Consider the following 18402-nt stretch of genomic DNA (forward strand, 5'->3'; position numbering starts at 1 on the left):
GGCGTCGCAGGTCAGCAGACCCAGGCCGCTTTGGCTAAGGCGTTGGCCCAGGCGGCACCCAAGCAACCTGATCACACGGCCGCGCCTGCTGCGCCGGCACAGGCAGCAGCCAGTCCGTTGTTGTCTGATCCTCGCCATCCCGACAACGCGATGTACAACGGTGCAGTGAGCAAGCTCGAAGCGCTGGGGGAACGTGGCGGTTTTGCCAACCGCAAAGAGCTAGAGCAGGCAGCCGGCCAAATCGTGTTCGAGTCCAAGGTCAGCGGTCTCCAACGCATCGACCATGTGGTGCCCAACAAGAGCGGCGACGGCTTCTTCGCAGTGCAGGGCGAGATGACCGACCCGGCAATGCAGCGGGTTTTTGTGGATCGTAACCAAGCGCAGAATCAGCCGTTGGAAAACAGCAGCAGGCAAGCGGCTGAGGAAAGCCAGCGTCAGGCTACCCAGGTGCAAACCCAGGAAACTGCTTCGCGCTCGATGTCCATGTAAGTCGGGCGTGTTGGTCGCTGCGCTTCAGTAATCTGGTAATCGCCAAGGCGGTCAGGAAGTCCGCCTTGGCTCTATTTCCTGCGACCTGCGCTACGAGATCGCGATTTTTCATTGGGAGTTGTTGCAGCGGACCGCTACTTGGCTCGGTATGGTGATGCTGACGCTTTGGATTTTTATCCATGGCTACCGCATCGTGACTGGTCAATCGCGCGAGGCGGCGATGGGCCTGGTGGTGACGGCACTGCGGGCAGCATTGATTATCGGATTGGCCACGAGCATGGCCAAAGGCTCTCCGCAGTTGTACTGGACGCTGACCGACGGGATCAGCTCGGCGATCACCCGGACAGTGACGGGCAGCTCAAAGAGTCCCTACGAGGCGATCGACAAGAATCTGATGCTGATGCAAGTGGCGATGTCGGCGTTGGATCAGATCAAGACGGGCGGTGATGAAGAGAGCAAAGACGAAAAAGACCGGGCTCGGTGGTTCACCGGCCTCGGAATGGCCGGTCCAGGCGTTGTTGCCGGCTCGATGTTGCTACTCAACAAACTGGCAATGGCGCTGGTGGTAGGGTTCGGTCCTCTGTTCATCCTGTGCCTGCTGTTTCAGGCGACGAAGTCATTGTTCAGCAAATGGCTGCTATATGGATTGGGCACTGTGTTTTCGTTGTCGGTGTTGACCTTCACGGTGAGCTTGGCGACCAAGGTGGTCGGCGCAGTGGGCGCGGCCTTCGTCGCAAAGTGGGCAATGAACGGGTTTACGGGCGAAGGCATCAGCAGCATGGCGCTGCAGCAGGGAGGATTAGGACTGGTGTTAACGACGTTGATCATCACGGCACCACCAATGGCAGCAGCCTTCTTCCAGGGCACGCTGGGCCAGTTCACGGCGTACTCGGCGCTGGGCCAGCTGGATCGGGCAGGTCAGTCGCCGGCAGCTGGGCGGCCTTATGAGCCCGGGGCGCCAGCTAAAGAGTCTACAAGTGGTTCTACTCAAACAACTAGTGGTAACACTACTGTAATGCGTAATGATTCTTCGCCCTCTCAAGAGCCTAATAGCGGTAGTCGGGGTCTTGCGCAAAAATGATCAACAAATTCCTGAGTGTTCTATGACTCTTCCGCGATCAATTATTTTTTTGAGTTTTTTCTTCGCTGGTGCTTCACTGGCACAAACGGCCTGTCCAAATGGCGTGGCGCCTGGAAGTCCCCAGTGTGGACCTGATTCAGGTACTTCGAGGGGAGATATTCCAGCGCCTCCGCCCAGGCCAACGGGGGAATGGATTAAGACTTGGGGGGCAATTGCTCACTCCAGCTCAACTGGTGAAGCTGGAAGCACGGTAGGCAAGTTGTCTGAAAATGAGGCAAGAGATAAAGCCACTCGCCAATGTGCTGCAGGTGGTGCTACTGACTGCCAAGTGAAATTAGTGTATCGAAATCAATGTGCTGCTCTGGTTGCTTCGCAGGGCAAGAGTTTTTTTCAGGCTTCCGCTAGTAAGCAAAAATCTATTGAGTTAGCGACTAAAGTTTGCGAAGAGAGTAATTCTGGTGCCTGTAGCACGGTTTATTCTGAATGCTCTGAACCGATTTTCAGAAAATATTAATTTTCTTGATTGCTTTGAATCGTATTAAGGTGAGGTGCGGGGTAATGGAATTTTTGCGAAATGCATTTGTCTCTCTGATGTTCGCGTCTCTCCTTTCGCTGGCAGCATGCGATCAAGGCGCTAAGTCGCAAGGGTTAACCGATCAATCGCAAAATTCACAGAAAACAACCGATGAATCGGCGCCTCAGGAAGATGGCTCAAAAATAAAAGCTTTGGAGCTAGGGGCTGCCCCTAGGGCAAGCGCAACTCCAACGACGAATCCTGAATCGGTTGATATCCATAAGCTCGCAGATGGATTTAAAGAAGGTATGCCTTACGGCGATCTCCGAAAAAAAGTTATTGCCGGAAATTGGAGGCCGGTAGTAAGCGCTGAATGCAAGAAAAATGTTGTTGGCGACGATTTTGAAAGTATATGCTCGAAAGATCCAGGGCGGTGTGCAATCTGTGACGAGGTGCCAGAGCTGAATATTTGTAGTGGCGATGGGCATTGCATAACGGAGTTTTCGAGTGCTGACCATAAACAATTACTTAAGGTCTCCACGTATGGGGAAGTCCAGGACGCGTTAGTGGAGGGTAAAAAATCCAGACTCTTCGTTTCTTGGTGGGATGTGTCCGTCAAAGCTAACTGATTAATGCGTATTTAATCTCACAGGAGGTGCTAGATATGAGCAGTCCTTTGGCAGATCTAATCCAGCGTGGAGAGTCTGGGCGAAATAACTACAATGCTTACAATCGAGGTACATACATTGCCGCAGACGGGCAGGAGCATATTCGTGGGAGCACTGGTCCCATAGAATTTTCGTCTATGACTGTTGGCGATGTCATGGATGCGCAGGCCCTGCCGCGGGGTGATCAAGAACGGCTTTTCGCAGTCGGGCGCTACCAAGTCATACCTTCTACGATGAAGGATGCGGTGAATAAGTTGGGTATTGAGCGGTCTCAGGAATTTACCCCCGAACTCCAAGATCAAGTGTTTTCAGATTATCTGATCACTCACAAGAAGTCTGCAGTTCGCAACTACATTACTGATGCGCCTGGCTCTTCGTTGAATAGTGCGCAGAATGCGCTCGCACAAGAATGGGCCAGTATTGCTGATCCAGATACTGGGAAAAGCTATTACGACAAGCCAGGTGGTTCTAATCATGCGTCGATCACGAGCGCAGAGACAGAGCAAGCCTTGAATACGATGCGTCAGTCGTATCGTTCGGCAATCGAAAGTGGCGTAACGCCTGAGCAGGCATGGAAGCAAATCAATTCTCAGCCTTCCCAGCAGCTTGTACAAACCCAACAGCACAAACGCGATGCCGCACAGGACGGCAAATTGGAGCAAGGCGAGCGCGGCGAGCAAGTGAAGCAGTTGCAAGGCCAGCTTGCGCAACTCGGCGCCGTTGGTCGCGATGGCAAGCCGCTGCACGCGGATGGCGACTTCGGCGGCAACACAAAATATGCGGTCGAGCAATTCCAGCGCGAGCACGGGTTGCAGATAGACGGCGTCGCAGGTCAACAGACCCAGGCCGCTTTGGCCAAGGCGTTGACCCAGGCGACACCCAAGCAACCTGAGCACACGGCCGCGCCTGCTGCGCCGGCACAGGCAGCGTCCAGCCCCTTGTTGTCTGACCCTCGCCATCCCGATAACGCGATGTACAACGGTGCAGTGAGCAAGCTCGAAGCGCTGGGGGAACGTGGCGGTTTTGCCAACCGCAAAGAGCTAGAGCAGGCAGCCGGCCAAATCGTGTTCGAGTCCAAGGTCAGCGGTCTCCAACGCATCGACCATGTGGTGCCCAACAAGAGCGGCGACGGCTTCTTCGCAGTGCAGGGCGAGATGACCGACCCGGCGATGCAGCGGGTTTTTGTGGATCGCAGCCAAGCGCAGAATCAGCCGTTGGAAAACAGCAGCCGGCAAGCGGCCGAGGAAAGCCAGCGTCAGGCCACCCAGGTGCAGACCCAGGAAACTGCTTCGCGCTCGATGTCCATATAAGTCGGGCTTGTTGGTCGTTGCGCTTCGGCGATCTGGTAAATCGCCAAGGTGGTCAGGAATGCTCGCCTTGGCTCTACTTGCAACGAACTGCGCGATGAGATTGCGATCTTCCAGTGGGAGTTGTTACAACGCACCACGGCCTGGGTCGGGATGGTGGCCCTCACGCTGTTGACACTGTGGATTTTGGTCCAGGGCTATCGCATCGTCACCGGCCAGTCGCGCGAGGCGGCGATGGGTCTGGTGGTGACGGCGCTGCGTGCGGCGCTGATCATTGCTGTGGCGACGAGCATGGCGCAGGGCTCGTCGAGGCTTTACTGGACGCTGACTGATGGTGTTAGCTAGGCCATCACCAAGGTGGTGACGGGTGACTCTAAAAGTCCCTACGATGCGATCGACAAGAACCTGGGATTGATGCAGATCGCGATGATGAGCATCGATCAGATCCAGACAGCGGGTAACGAGCAGCGCAATGACGAGAAGACGCATGCGCGCTGGTTCACCGGGGTGGGGATGGCCGGTCCGGGCGTGGTGGGCGGCTCGCTGTTGCTGTTGAACAAGATCGGCATGGCGCTGTTTGTGGGGTTTGGTCCTTTGTTCATCATGTGCCTGCTGTTCCAGGCGACGACGTCGCTGTTCAGCAAGTGGCTGCCATACGGCGTAGGCATGGTGTTCTCGTTGGCGGTGCTGAGCTTTATGGTGAGTCTGGCGACGAAGGTGGTTGGCGCGGTAGCTGTGGGGTTCCTGGTGAAGTACGCCCTTCCCGGAGGCACCAGTGAAGGCATCAGCAGCATGGCGCTGCAGCAGGGAGGAGTGGGCTTGGTATTGACGACATTGATCCTGCCGCACCACCGATGGCAGCGGCGTTCTTCCAGGGCACGCTCGGCCAATTCGCGCCTGGCTCGTTGGTTCGTCGGATGCGGCGACTAACGCCAACCGTCAGGGGCCGAATGCGCAGATGCCGCCGCCGGCTAAAAATATCGAAAATCAACGTACTCAAGATCACACCGGAGCGCCAACTGTGATGCGTAATGAATCTACGTCCAATCAAGAGTTGAATGCGGGTAGCCGTGGTCTTGCTCAAAAATGAACAACAAGGCGGTCGTGATGCAGCTTCCTCAACTGGTTCTTTGCATCTCTTCGTTTTTTTTCCTCTGCCCTTCTCTGAATGCCCAAACTAGATGTCCTATTGGTACTCAGATGGGAAGCATGCAATGCATACCCGATACGCCGGATATGCAAGGCGAACAAGCACCTCCCTCTAAGCCGGCAGGTGAGTGGATTAAGACGTGGGGCGCGATTGCTCGTTCCAACTCTACTGGTGAGGCTGGGAGCGCCGTGGGTAAATTTTCTGAAAGTGAAGCGCAGCAATCAGCGACAGAGCAATGTGCTTTAGGTGGCGCTAAAGATTGTGAGGTTCGATTAAGCTATCAGAATCAATGTGCCGCCTTGGTCTCTTCAAATTCTAAAAGTTTTTATCACTCGTCTGCTTCAAAAAAAGCTGCCATAAAGTCTGCATGCAAAAGCTGTGAAGCAAGTGATACTGGATCGTGCAACGTTATCTATTCTGAGTGCTCTGAGCCAGTTTTTATAAAAAACTAATGATAATATAACTATTAAGAATGGTAAGAGGCGATATCTCGCTATTACGCTGAAGTGATCTTGATTTTTCTATTTACTTAATGCGCGAATGTTGGTGTAAACGGTATTTTTCATGTCGCCTAAGAATATATGGATGTTTTTTTTGACCTTGGGGTTCTTGATACTGGTCGCTTGCCGGCAGGACGCTACCTACGCAAAAGAGAATGAAGGCATCAAGGAAGAGCGCAGAGATATGCAAAAAGACAGCTCTAAATCATCGCCTCAGCAAAGAAAATCGGAAGGAGTGGCCCGAGTGACATCGCTTTATCAAGTTGTCTATCTACTTGTTGCCAACGATGGCGCATCTTGGTCAAGCTTCGATAGCACTCCAGGCGTGCAGTGGCGGGAACCCTCCCCGCAGCCCAATCCTGACAGTAATGATCTCGAAAAATCAAAATCCCGTAGCGGAACACTTGTTCTCGATGGTTTTGGTATGGTTGAGGTGCCTGACGGGAATCAAGGGGTGGATGCGGGAGTGAAGAAGGTTAATGAGGGTGAGTCAGGCCTCACACTCACCGGGGATGCGCAGAATGTGCACTCAATTGCGGTAAAGAAGTTTTATGTTAGTCCTGAGTATGCTGATGTGGTAAAGCGCCAGTTGCCCTCTGCAACGTCAATTCGGTTGATTGCGGGAGATTGCGCCGCAGACTTAGGAGAGGATGTCCCTGACACTCAGACGAAATTTTTCGAAGTGGTTCTCGATGGTCATCAACTATTCCTAGAAGCGTATGTTGACGACGGCGAGGGTTCGCGGGGCCCTGGCTATACCACTTTTCTGTTTGCCAAAGAAAAGCCCAAAAAGAGAATAGAAGAGTTGCAATGTAAGGCGCTTTAACCGCCGCATCTGTCGAATCCCCACAATTCAATGCCAACTAAAGAGAGGTTTGTGGTTGATGTTGGCGGCTGACTCGGCGGATATTGTTCCACCCAAGCTACCGTGCGGTATCTGTTGGCCTTAGTCAGTGAGTCATTGCTCGGTCTGCGCGCGCTTATCGCCCAGCATGCGGAGGATGGGTCGTTCCCCGATGCCGTGGACGATGATCTCCCGACGCCGCTACGTTAACCACGTGGCCTGAGCGCAAACCGTTGGGTCGTTGCACATGTGGCTGCTCATGAATACGTATGCACGGGCATGCTCTGGGTCTGTTACGCCGCTACGCTAACGCTCTTGGCTGGGTGCTCCTTCGTGTACCCGCAGTGGCCCGGGAGGGGCGTACATGTCGCAGACACCATGGTGGCGCGGGGCCGTCATCTATCAGATCTATCCGCGTAGTTTTCTCGATTCCAATGGCGATGGGGTGGGCGATCTGCCGGGCATTATCGCCAAGCTCGACTACATCGCAGGGTTGGGCGTGGATGCGATCTGGATCTCGCCGTTCTTCAAGTCGCCGATGGCCGATTTCGGCTATGACATCGCGGACTACCGTGCGGTGGATCCTCTGTTCGGGACGCTGGCCGATTTCGATCGGCTGCTTGACAAGGCGCATGGCCTTGGCTTGAAGGTGATGATCGACCAGGTGCTGAGCCACACGTCTATCGCACATGCGTGGTTCCAGGAGAGCCGGCAGGACAGGACCAATGCGAAGGCTGATTGGTATGTGTGGGCCGATCCGCGCGAGGACGGGACGCCGCCGAACAACTGGCTGTCGTTGTTCGGTGGAGTGGCCTGGCAGTGGGAGCCGCGGCGTGAGCAGTACTACCTGCATAACTTCCTGGTGGATCAGCCGGACCTGAATTTCCACAGCGCCGAGGTGCAGCAGGCGACATTGGACAATGTGCGCTTCTGGCTGGACCGTGGCGTGGACGGTTTCCGACTGGACGCGATCAACTTCTGTTTCCATGATGCGCAGCTTCGCGATAACCCGGCCAAGCCAGCGGACAAGCGAGTAGGGCGCGGTTTCAGTGCGGACAATCCATACGCGTATCAGTACCACTACTTCAACAACACCCAGCCGGAGAACCTTGCGTTCCTGGAGCGCTTGCGCGCGCTGCTGGATCGCTACCCGAACGCGGTGAGCCTGGGCGAGATCTCGTCGGAAGATTCGCTGGCGACTACCGCCGAGTACACCGCCCAGGGCCGCTTGCACATGGGTTACAGCTTCGAGTTGCTGGTGCAGGACTACAGCGCGGCCTATATCCGGGAGACGGTGAGCCGGCTCGAGGCCACCATGCTCGAGGGGTGGCCGTGTTGGGCGATTTCCAACCACGATGTGGTGCGTGCGGTCACGCGCTGGGGCGGCGCGCATGCATCGCCGGCGTTTGCGCGGATGGTGGTGGCGCTGCTGTGTTCGTTGCGTGGTTCGATCTGTCTGTATCAGGGCGAGGAACTTGGGCTGGGCGAGGCGGAGGTTGCATTTGAGGATCTGCAGGACCCGTACGGCATCACGTTCTGGCCAACCTTCAAGGGGCGCGATGGGTGCCGTACGCCGATCCCGTGGACCGATGCGCCATCTGCGGGATTCACCAGTGGCAAGCCGTGGTTGCCACTGGCGGAGCCGCATCGTGCTGCTGCGGTGAGCGTGCAGCAGGCTGATGCGCATTCCGTGCTGAGCGCAGTCCGTGCGTTTCTTACCTGGCGCAAGAAAATGCCGGCGCTGTGCGAGGGATCCATCGCTTTCTACGACACGGCCGAACCGGTGCTGATGTTCCGGCGCACGCATCTGGGTCAGGTCATGCTGTTGGCATTCAATCTGTCCGCCGATCCTGCCGACCTGGCCTTGCCTGCCGGCGAGTGGGAGCAGATCGATGTGCCCGGTGTCGAACGTGGGGCGATGAAGAGCGGACACCTACGGCTGACCGGGCACGCGGTTGTTGCTGCGGTAGGTCGTGGCTGAGTACGAGCAGCTGAAACCTCTCGGCGTACGCTTGAGAGGGTTTTGCAAGCGGGGCGGCATTCTTTGCGATGCCGCTCCGTTTTGTTGCACGCCGATCATCTTGGGCGCTAGATCGTTTGATAAGCGCTGGCGTGGCATTCCATCTCATTGTTGAGTGGCAGGCGTCATCAGGACCGGACAGGCTTTTGATGGGCCTCCCGATCCGTCAGCTGGCTTGCGGTGTTACGGCTGTCGGCGACTCGGTAAGGTCCTTCGTTGAAAACGCCTTGCTGTCTTTGTGAGCGTGGTGCCAAGCGCATGCGTGCGACGCGCGGCACGAAAGCCGGTGTTACACCGCGTGATTTTTGGTCTAGGGGGTGAGGGCAGATGTGTATGTGCCGCAAGTTAGCCCGCACGATTTCATGACGTTGATCTCGTTGCCAAGACTCAAAAAAAAGACTCGCCAGTTTGATGCCGGCGGGTCTTTTTTATGCAGGAGCCGAAATGGAAATGTCGTTCGGCGTGACGCGTTTGCCTGTCTGAACGTTGCCTACTTTATCGAGAGCAATGTCAATCTCATAGCGCTTCTGTGCGATCTGTGACGAAGTGACAGTCCCGTAGCCTCACCTCAAGCCCTCTCCCGGTGGGAGAGGGGCTTGTCTTGCTGCAGCGTGTGATCGCTGGGCCTTGCGGTGTGTCGTTCGCCTTCCAATGTGGCCGGCGAATCTGGGCGACGACACTCAGCCCAGATCTTGCTGGCGCTTCAGGCGCTTCGTCTCACGCACGTGGTGATGCCAGCTACTCAGAACTTGTAGTTCACACCCAGCACAAAAGTGCGGCCCCATTCGATGTATTCCAGCGGACGGTCCTTGGTTTCTGCGTAAGTGCGATACGGCGAGTTGCTGAGGTTGCTGGCCTGCAGCAGCAGGGTCAGGCCGGACAGGCTGCTGGCTTCGCCGAAGTTGTAGCTGATCTGTGCGTCGGTGATGTTTTCGCCGACCACGTAGCGCAGCGTGCGGTTGCCGTTGAAGTTGCCGATTTCGCCGATGAAGTCCGAGCGCCGACGCTGGCTGACGCGTGCTTCGAAGCCCTTGTGCTCGTAGTAGGCAGTCAGGTTGTAGACGCGCTTGGACAAACCGGGCAGGCTGATTTCACCGTCGCCCACGCTGGACGCGCTTTCCGGGTCACGGATCTTGACGTCGCTGTCGTTGAAGGTGGCACTGGCCTGGATGCCGAAGCCTTCCAACGGGGCGAAGATCAGATCCAGTGGCAGCGAGGCGGTGAGTTCGACGCCGCGCAGCGTGCCGCCCTTGCCGTTGAACGGGGCGCTGAAGGTGCCGGTGGTCAGCACTGGTGCAGAGCCCGGCGGCGGCACGTAGCCTGCTACCAGTGCGGAGAAGTCGTAGTTGTCGCGGCTCTGGGTGTAGATGTAGCTCTTGAGGTCCTTGTAGAAGAACGCTGCGGCCACATACGCACGGTCAGCAAAGTATTTCTCGTAGGAGATGTCCAGGGCATTGGCGCGCCACGGGTCGAGCATGGGGTTGCCGCCGCTGGCGCCGGGACGGCCGGTGGACGTGTCGACACCGAATTCCAGCGAGGCACGCAGTTGATCCACGCGTGGGCGTGCGACCTGCTTGGCCATGGCGAAGCGCAGCGTCTGCTCGTACGGGAACTGGAAGGCCAGGTTCAGGCTGGGCAGCCAGTCGCGGTAGGTCTTGCCATCGTCGATCGGGCGCACTTCACTACCGGCCGGCTGCGAGGCGTCCCAGTAATTGGCACGCGAGGATTGGTCGGCGCTCTGCAGCTGCACGCCGATATTGCCGCGCACGCCGACACTGCCCCATTCGGTATCGAGGTTGGCGCGCAGCCACGCGGTGGTGATTTTTTCTTCGACCGTCCAGGCCTTGGAGACCAGGAACGAGGCATCGTCGCTGGGGTTGAACAGCATGTAGCGCGACACTGCGGCCGGCACGTTCCAGGCAGGCAGGGAGCCGAGACCGGCGAAGCCGAGGTTGACCGGCGCGTATTGCAGGTCCGCAGCAACCGTGGCCTCGCCCTGCGCACCGAGGGTGATGTTGCCTTCCGGCTGGGTCTTCTGCTTTTCGCGATTGGCGTAGTTGACGCCCACATCCAGATCCGAGAACCAGCTCAGCGCTTCGGGCATCGGGAAGCTGGCCTGCAGGCGCGCGCCCTTGAGCACGTCTTCCACGCTGGGCACCTTGCCGTAGCCGGAGCCGTAGATGGTGTTGGTCAGGAACAGCTCATCGGGATTGGAATAATTCATCCCCGGCGCCAGCTGCGAGAAGCCGTTGCCGGCGACCGACACTCCTACCGTGTCCAGTTGCGGCATGGGCGCCCGCTGGAGGTTGTTCTCCAGGTTCAGTTCGTCGCGGGTGGCCTTCGAATAGTTCAGGTCGGCGATGATCTTGACCGCACCGGCGGTGATTTCGTTGTTCCAGCCGAACGCATCAATGGTGTCTTCGCGCTTGTTGTACATGCCGCGTACCAGCGGATAGACGCCGCTGGCTATGCCGCCCAGGAAAGTGTTGCGGTCGTTGACGCGCACGTCGGTGATGTTCAGGCCCGGCGTGTAGCCACCGTTGTAGTTGCTCAGGTTGAGCTCGAACTGGTTGGCGGTGTCGATCTGCTCGGCTTCGGTATGGAACGCATCGAGCGTGCTGGTCCAGGCATTGGACGGGCGATACTGCAGCGTGGCCATGACGCCGTCGCGCTTCTGGTTGCCGGTGCGGCGCAGTGCCTTGATGCCGTCGGAGAAATACACGCCGTCGGCGACGCCGGGGCGCTGGCGCTGTGCGTTGACCGGCTGCCAGGGTTCGTACAAACCCACCTGGTTCTCCTGGATCGGCATGTCGGTGTGGGCGTAGCCGATGGTCAGGCCGATGGTGCGGTCGGCGAACTGGTCGATGTAGCTGACGTTGAAGCGGTTGCCATACGGGTCGACATTGGCGGCCTTGCCCAGCGAATTGCGCTGATAGCGGCCACCGATGGCGATCACCCGCTCGTTGTAGCTCAGCGGGCGCGCGGTCTGCATGTCGACGGTGCCCGACAGGCCCTGGCCTACCAGGCCGGCGTCCGGGGTCTTGTAGACGGTGACGCCGCTGACCAGCTCGGACGGATACTGGTCGAACTCCACGCTGCGGTTATCGCCGGTGCTGACCACTTCGCGGCCATTGAGCAGGGTGGTGGAAAAGTCCGGCGACAGGCCGCGCACGCTGATGACCTGCGCGCGCCCGGCCACCCGCTGCGCGGCCAGGCCAGGCAGGCGCGCAAGCGATTCGGCGATGCTGACGTCGGGCAGGCGGCCGATGTCTTCGGCCGAAATGGCTTCCACGATGGAGGTGGAGTCACGCTTGACCGAAATGGCGCCTTCGATCGCGCGCCGCAGGCCGGTGACCTGGACCTTGTCCAACTCGGTGACCGCGCCGTTTGCTTGTTCGGATGCGGTGTGTTCGGTGCCGGTGGCTTGTGCAGGCGTTGCCGACTGCGCAGCAGCCAGCGTCGGTGCCATGGCAACGGCCAGGGCGATACTCAGCGCAGAGCGCTTGTGCTTCAACATTTTCCCCTCCCAGGTACATGTTGTTCTTTGTTTTTTGATCCGGCAGACGCCTGGATGTCATGCGTCGCACGCCCGGACGGACGTCACGACTGCAACGTATGGTAGACACCGCACCCGCATGCAAACGGCTGCTGCATACGTATTCAACCCGCGCAACGGCAATGAAATCGATTCCACACGGCATCTCCAGCGCACGAAGCTGGCGCTGCCGAGCGCCCATCGGTGCGATACGGATCGACGGCGATGGGACTTGCGGCCAGATGCAATCCATGGCGATGAATGCTCCGCATCGCTCAACGCTTGGCATCCATCGGTACGAAGCGGATGGCCTGCCCGCCACCGGGTGCCAGGCGTAACTCCATGGTGTCGGTGCTGCCGACCTGGCGTTCTTCGCGCACAAAGGCGAACGGGTTGCTCAGGTAATCGGCGCCGTCGCCATCGCGATAGATCTGCGCCGTGTAGCGCACGCCGGGTTCGAGAAAGCCCAGCGGCACCTGCAGCAGGCGGCCGTGTTCGTCGGTGATGCTGCCCAGGAACCACTCGCGGCTGTGCCGATCCTTACGCGCGATGGTCACGTAATCGCCCACTTCGCCATTCAATGCGCGGGTCTGGTCCCAGTCCACTGCCACGTCTTCGATGAAGCGGAAGGCGTCGCGGTGCTGTAGATAATGCTCGGGCAGATCGGCGGCCATCTGGATTGGGCTGTAGAGCGTGACGTACAGCGCTAGCTGGCGTGCCAAGGTGCTGGGAATTGGCTGCCCGTTGCGTCCTTTCAGGCTCACGATGCCGGGTGTGTAGTCCATCGGTCCGGCGAGCAGTCGCGTGAATACAAGGTTGACTTCGTGCTCGGGTGGATTGGGCGGCTGGCCCCAGGCGTTGTACTCCATGCCGCGCGCGCCTTCGCGCGAGATCCAGTTGGGATAGGTGCGGCGCAGGCCAGTGTCCTTGATCGGTTCGTGCGCATTGACCGCGAGGTGGCGCGCGGCGGCTTCCTGCACCACGCGCAGATGATGGCGCGCCATCCATTGACCATCGTGCCATTCGCGCAGCGGCGCGCCGCCCGCGGGGTTGCGACGCTCCACCTGGCCATCGTCGCAGACATAGCCGGTCTTGACCGAGTCCACGCCGAACCGGGCGTACAGGTCCATCGCCTCGGCAATCTGGTCTTCGTAATGGTCCACTGCGCACCCCGTTTCATGATGGCCGATCAGATGCACGCCTTTGGCGGCAGCGTATTTGCTCAGTGCAGGCAGGTCGAAATCGAGCGTTGGCCTTATGAAATCGAAACTGCCGCCGTTGCCAAACCATTCGCCGTTCCAGCCGGGATTCCATCCTTCGACCAGCACGCCGCGAAAACCGTGATCGGCGGCGAAGTCGATGTAGCGTTTGGTATTCGCGCTGGTTGCGGCGTGTTTCGGTCCGGTTGCCCAGGTCTGTTGGTTGAGGTGCATCGACCACCACACACCCACGTACTTGGACGGCTTGATCCAGCTCACGTCGCCCAGCACGTTGGGTTCGTTGAGGTTGAGGATGAGGTTGGATTCCACCAGGCCGGTGGCCTGATCGGCGATCTGCAGCGTGCGCCATGGCGTATCGAAGGGCAGGCTGCGGCGCACCTTCCAGCCTTCGGCGGCCGGCGACAGCTGCGCGCGCAGGCGCTGATCGTCGGTGCGGCGTAGCCACATGCCGGCGTAGTCGACCAGGGCGGCTTCGTGCAGCGCGATGTGCAGCCCACTGTCGGTGCGCAAGGTGAGCGGCGTATGCGCCAGCGCGACCTGATTCAACGGCGTGTGTCGATACAGATATTCGTAGTGGATCGGTTCGCCTGCGGGAATCCACCAGGCATCGGCAGGTTGCGCGATGGCGAACTCGGTCACTTCTTCGTCGATGATTGCCTCACGCAATCCTGCTTGCTGGGGGAAGTGATAGCGCAGGCCAAGCCCGTCGTCGTAGACGCGGAAGATGACGTCGAAGGTGCGCTGCGCACCGTCGCGCTCGCCCAGGCTGACGCGCAATTCGTTGTAGTGGTTGCGCACCAGTCGCGTTTCGCCCCAGGGCTGTTGCCAGGTGTCATCGTGACGTTGGCGTGCTTGTGCGAGTACCACCATGCCGCGGTCCAGCCGGCCGTCGCGCAGCGCGAAGCCCAGCCGCGAACGCTGCAGCACTGCTTCGCCCAGACGCTGCACGCGGTAGTAAGGCGTGCCGCCATCCACGTCCAGACTGACCTGTAGCACCTTGTCCGGCGACTCAACGCTGATGGTGGTGACTTCGGCATGCAGCTGCGGCGCAGCGGCGCCAAATAGCGCGAGAGCCAGCAGCTGGGCGATCCATGCGGCGCCCAGTGTCGAGCGCGCCCGACGTGACGACAGCGGCATATCCCCTCCCAAGGTGACCGTTGCGCAAGCAGTGACTATGCAGTGGCCCGCAGTGGATGCGCCGTGCCGCGCATTGCCTGAAGGCCATGAATACGTATGCAGTGCTGTGGAACAGCGGAGTGCGCGTCTACCATGGTGGACGGCACCTGGGAGGGGCCGCGACCGTGGCACGTCCGTGCCGCGCACCACAACGCGTGCAACGAGGGAGGAAGGCCGACGGCGCAAGCTGTCTCGCCGCTTCGATGCTGAAGATGATCTGCATGGCTGCAACGCTGGGCGTTGCGGCAAGCCCGCCGGTATTGGCCGATGAGCTGGAATTTCAGGGGCGCCGCGCCCACGCGCAGGCGCTGGACGATGGCAGCTTTGTGTTGCGTTGGCCGCAGGGTGAACGCCGCATCGCGGCACAACCGATGCGCACGCATACCGCCAGCCCGCTGTTCGATGCCTTGTTCGCGCTGGCGCAGCGGGACATGGCCGACGACCGCGTCGACGCCATCCGCGACCCTGCCTTCAACGACGGCAAGCCGGTGCCGTGCGCGTGTTTTGAGACCGGTGAGCGCTGGCCTTATGTGTGGACGCGCGATGTCAGCTTCGCCGCCGATCTGGCATTGGCGCAGCTGGAGCCGGAGCGCACGCGCAATGCATTGCGCTTCAAACTCTCAGCCGCACGCGATGGGCGCACGCCGGGGCTGTTCGTTGCGCAGGACACCGGCTCCGGTGGCAGCTGGCCGATCAGCAGCGACCGTGTGGTGTGGTTCCTGGCTGCACGCGGCCTGCTGGACGACAAGCCGTTTGCCGAAGAGGTGTGGCAGGCGCTGCAGGCGACGATCGCGCAGGATCGCGACGCCGTTTTCGATACACAGATCGGCCTCTACCGCGGCGAAACCTCGTTCCTTGACTGGCGCGAACAGACCTACCCGGAATGGACGCGCGAGGACGTGCGCTTCATTGCCGAGTCCTTCGCACTCTCTACCAACGTGCTGCATTATCAGGCGCTACGTCTGGCCGAAAAGTTGGCGCGACAGCATGGCGATGCGCGCGCCGCGCAGTACGCGCAGTGGGCCGAAGCGCTCGGCCAGACCATCGATACGCGGTTCTGGGATGCGCGCAACAGCCAGTATGCAAGCTATCTCGGCAACGCAGCGCATCCGGTGCGCTATGCCAAAGGGGATCTGCTCGGGCTGTCGCTGGGCGTGCTGGCCGATGTCTTTCCGCCGCAGCGGGCACGCGTTGCGCTGCGCAATTATCCGATGGTCGCCGGTGGCAGCCCGGTGGTGTGGCCGCAGGAGGCCGAGCAGCCGATCTACCACAACCGCGCGGTCTGGCCGTTCGTCAGCGCCTATGCGCTACGCGCCGCACGCAGGCTGGATGATGCGCCGCGCATCGCGCTGGAGCTGCAATCGCTGATGCGCGGTAGCGCGTTGGCGGGCTCCAACATGGAAAACTACGAAATGCAGCGCCTTGCGGTGCATGTGGAGGAGGGTGCACGTAGCGGCCCGGTGGTGAATTCGCCACGTCAGCTGTGGTCGGTGGCCGGCTATCTAGCTGCAGTGCTGGAAGGTGTATTCGGGCTGTCGGCAGATGGCCGCATGCAGCCGAAGCTGCCGCGGTCTTTGCTGCCTTTGTTGTTTGGTGAGCGCGAGCAAATCGTGCTGGAGCAGGGCGCACGTCGCTATGTGCTGCAGCGCCCGACAAGCGACGCTGGCGACCTTCTGGTAGCCAGACACGTCCAACAGCAGGGGCAAACCACGCTGGTGCAGCTGGTTGGGCAGAACGCCGAGCTGACGCCGCCACCGCAACCGGCGCAGGTCTTCGCACCACAGACGCCGCAGGGGCCGGTCGCGCAACAACGCGGCAAAACCTATCGCATCAGGATTCCGGCCGGTACTACGCTGTATCTGGACGGCCACGCACTCGACGCCAGTTCGCATTGGGATCTGCCCGATGATGGCCTGCTGCATGTGCTCAGCCTGACCCGGCGGCTCGGTGGTCTGGAGTCGCTGCATAGCCCGTCGTTGACGCTCGGCCCACTGCAGCGATTGCAGGGCGCCCAATGCTGGAGCTGGCGCCCAGCACGCGCAGGTCTGCATCGGGTATCGCTGCGTTATCGCAACGATAACGGCCCGATCAACACCGGCGTCACCGCCGCAGTGAAACGGCTGGTGCTGGAGTGCCCGGGGAAACCTGCGCAATCGCAGGTCATCGTGATGCCGCATAGCGTGGGCGAGCAGTTGTCCACGCAGGTCACGTTCGAGGCGTTGGCGGGGCAGGCATGCACGTTCCGGCTGGAGGATGGCTTCAACATGAGCGCGCTGGCGCACTTCGCGCAGTACAACGGCGGCCGTGGCGGGCGCGATGGCGTGGTCAATGCTGCGCAGGTCAACGCGCTGTTGGTCGGGCCCGCCACACATATGGAAGCCGCGCCATGACCACCAAGCCACGTTTGAGCTTCTGGCAGATCTGGAACATGTGCTTCGGCTTTCTGGGCATCCAGTTCGGCTTCGCACTGCAGAATGCCAATGCTAGCCGCATCTTCCAGACCCTGGGCGCGCAGGTTGACGACGTGCCCGGCTTGTGGATTGCTGCACCGCTGACTGGTTTGATCGTGCAACCCATCATCGGTTACCTGTCCGACCGCACCTGGACCCCGTGGGGCCGCAGGCGTCCGTATTTCATGGTGGGTGCTGTCTTCACCACGCTCGCCTTGCTGGTGATGCCGAACGCGCCAATGCTCTGGGTTGCTGCCGGCACGCTGTGGGTGCTGGATGCATCGATCAATATCTCGATGGAGCCCTTCCGCGCGTTGGTTGGCGACCAATTACCTCCGTCGCAGCGGCCGGCCGGCTATGCGATGCAAAGCTTCTTCATCGGCATCGGTGCGATCGTGGCGAGCGTTCTGCCCTGGCTGCTGACCCATTGGGGCGTTGCCAACACGGCAGCACCCGGCCAGTTGCCCGATAGCGTGCGCTATGCCTTTTATCTCGGCGCAGCGGTGTTGTTCCTGTCGATTAGCTGGACCGTGCTGCGGACGCGCGAGTACAGCCCCGAGCAGCTTGCACGCTTCGATGATGCGCATCCGCCGGTCGCGGTTGCGGCAAGCACCGGCGCGGCGCCGTCGTCTGCGGCGAGCGCGCTGTGGTGCGGCCTGGGCGTGCTGCTCGCCGCGGCGATCGCCTGGCAGCATGGCGATCGCATGCTGTATGTGCTGGCCGGTTTGTGTATCGCCTACGGGCTCTTGCTGGCATTGGCGCGCATGTTGCCTGCGCGCAGCATGCTGGTGGCGATCGTGCAGGACGTGCGCAGCATGCCGCTAACGATGCGCCGGCTGTCCTGGGTGCAGTTCTTCTCGTGGTTTGCGTTGTTTGCGATGTGGATCTACACCACTGCCGCGGTGACGCAAGTGCATTTTGGTGCGAGCGACACCGCGTCGGCGGCCTATAACGATGGGGCAAATTGGGTTGGCGTGTTGTTCGGCGCTTACAACGGATTCGCTGCCTTGGCCGCCATGGTGATTCCGCTGCTGGTGCGTGCAATCGGCCTGCGCTGGAGCCACCTGTGCAATCTGTGGCTGGGCGCAGTCGGTCTGCTGTCGATGCTGGTCATCCGCGACCCGCACTGGCTGCTGCTGTCCATGCTGGGCGTCGGCTTCGCCTGGGCCTCCATCCTGTCGCTGCCGTACGCCTTGCTATCCGACAGCGTGCCCGCCGCCAAGATGGGCGTGTACATGGGTATCTTCAATTTCTTTATCGTGATTCCGCAGTTGGTCGCCGCCAGCGCATTGGGCTTCGTGCTGCGCGTCTGGTTGGGCGGCCAGCCGATCTATGCGTTGGCCATCGGCGGGCTCAGCCTGTTGATCGCAGGCGTATGCGTGGTGCGGGTCCCCGTCGCCTCGGGAGGGCAGTGATGCGCAGTGCGATGTATGTGGCGTTGACGATGT

Annotated in this window: 12 protein-coding genes and 1 pseudogene; 11 read left to right on the top strand and 2 right to left on the bottom strand. The window is 60.0% G+C overall.

What is annotated here, in order from left to right:
- The 9 genes and pseudogenes from XpruCFBP8353_RS13485 to XpruCFBP8353_RS13520 form a co-directional block, all read left to right on the top strand.
- Positions 1-489, top strand: a 489-nt coding sequence (locus XpruCFBP8353_RS13485; RefSeq protein ID WP_343124827.1) for an XVIPCD domain-containing protein, incomplete at its 5' end; no start/stop codon positions are given.
- A gap of 73 nt (positions 490-562) precedes the next feature.
- Positions 563-1570, top strand: a complete 1008-nt coding sequence (locus XpruCFBP8353_RS13490; RefSeq protein ID WP_101363695.1) for a type IV secretion system protein — start codon at positions 563-565, stop codon at positions 1568-1570.
- A 22-nt stretch (positions 1571-1592) separates the two neighbouring features.
- A complete protein-coding gene (locus XpruCFBP8353_RS13495) occupies positions 1593-2084 on the top strand; it encodes a DUF4189 domain-containing protein (protein WP_101363696.1) in 492 nt (163 codons plus the stop codon).
- 44 nt (positions 2085-2128) lie between these two features.
- The gene (locus tag XpruCFBP8353_RS23445) at positions 2129-2713 is read left to right on the top strand and encodes a hypothetical protein (protein ID WP_133125650.1); all 585 of its coding nucleotides are present in this window, start codon (positions 2129-2131) and stop codon (positions 2711-2713) included.
- A gap of 176 nt (positions 2714-2889) precedes the next feature.
- Positions 2890-4062 carry a peptidoglycan-binding domain-containing protein gene (locus XpruCFBP8353_RS13500; protein ID WP_249027453.1) on the top strand — a complete coding sequence of 391 codons (1173 nt, stop codon included), beginning with the start codon at positions 2890-2892 and terminating at the stop codon, positions 4060-4062.
- Positions 4063-4101: 39 nt separating this feature from the next.
- Positions 4102-5084 (top strand): annotated as a pseudogene (locus XpruCFBP8353_RS13505) (type IV secretion system protein).
- 61 nt (positions 5085-5145) lie between these two features.
- Positions 5146-5661, top strand: coding sequence for a DUF4189 domain-containing protein (locus tag XpruCFBP8353_RS13510; RefSeq protein WP_243391114.1), 516 nt, complete (start codon positions 5146-5148; stop codon positions 5659-5661).
- A 112-nt stretch (positions 5662-5773) separates the two neighbouring features.
- A complete protein-coding gene (locus XpruCFBP8353_RS24300; RefSeq protein ID WP_249027454.1) occupies positions 5774-6535 on the top strand; it encodes a hypothetical protein in 762 nt (253 codons plus the stop codon).
- Positions 6536-6917: 382 nt separating this feature from the next.
- Positions 6918-8534 carry an alpha-glucosidase gene (locus XpruCFBP8353_RS13520; protein WP_101363699.1) on the top strand — a complete coding sequence of 539 codons (1617 nt, stop codon included), beginning with the start codon at positions 6918-6920 and terminating at the stop codon, positions 8532-8534.
- Positions 8535-9315: 781 nt separating this feature from the next.
- On the opposite strand, the gene XpruCFBP8353_RS13525 is transcribed toward XpruCFBP8353_RS13520, so the two are convergent.
- Positions 9316-12090 (bottom strand): TonB-dependent receptor, encoded by a 2775-nt coding sequence (locus XpruCFBP8353_RS13525; protein ID WP_101363700.1) that lies wholly within the window; start codon positions 12088-12090, stop codon positions 9316-9318.
- Between the two features lie 293 nt (positions 12091-12383).
- The gene (locus tag XpruCFBP8353_RS13530; RefSeq protein ID WP_101363701.1) at positions 12384-14465 is read right to left on the bottom strand and encodes a glycoside hydrolase family 97 protein; all 2082 of its coding nucleotides are present in this window, start codon (positions 14463-14465) and stop codon (positions 12384-12386) included.
- A 242-nt stretch (positions 14466-14707) separates the two neighbouring features.
- Here XpruCFBP8353_RS13530 and XpruCFBP8353_RS13535 point away from each other — a divergent pair, with 242 nt between their 5' ends.
- Both XpruCFBP8353_RS13535 and XpruCFBP8353_RS13540 read left to right on the top strand, forming a co-directional pair.
- Positions 14708-16894 carry a glucosidase family protein gene (locus XpruCFBP8353_RS13535; RefSeq protein ID WP_101363702.1) on the top strand — a complete coding sequence of 729 codons (2187 nt, stop codon included), beginning with the start codon at positions 14708-14710 and terminating at the stop codon, positions 16892-16894.
- A complete protein-coding gene (locus tag XpruCFBP8353_RS13540; protein WP_101363703.1) occupies positions 16891-18369 on the top strand; it encodes an MFS transporter in 1479 nt (492 codons plus the stop codon). Before XpruCFBP8353_RS13535 ends, XpruCFBP8353_RS13540 begins: the two co-directional genes overlap by 4 nt.
- Positions 18370-18402 lie beyond the last annotated feature (33 nt).

Origin of the sequence: Xanthomonas prunicola (assembly GCF_002846205.1) — a bacterium.
In the GTDB taxonomy this organism is placed as follows: Bacteria; Pseudomonadota; Gammaproteobacteria; order Xanthomonadales; family Xanthomonadaceae; genus Xanthomonas; species Xanthomonas prunicola.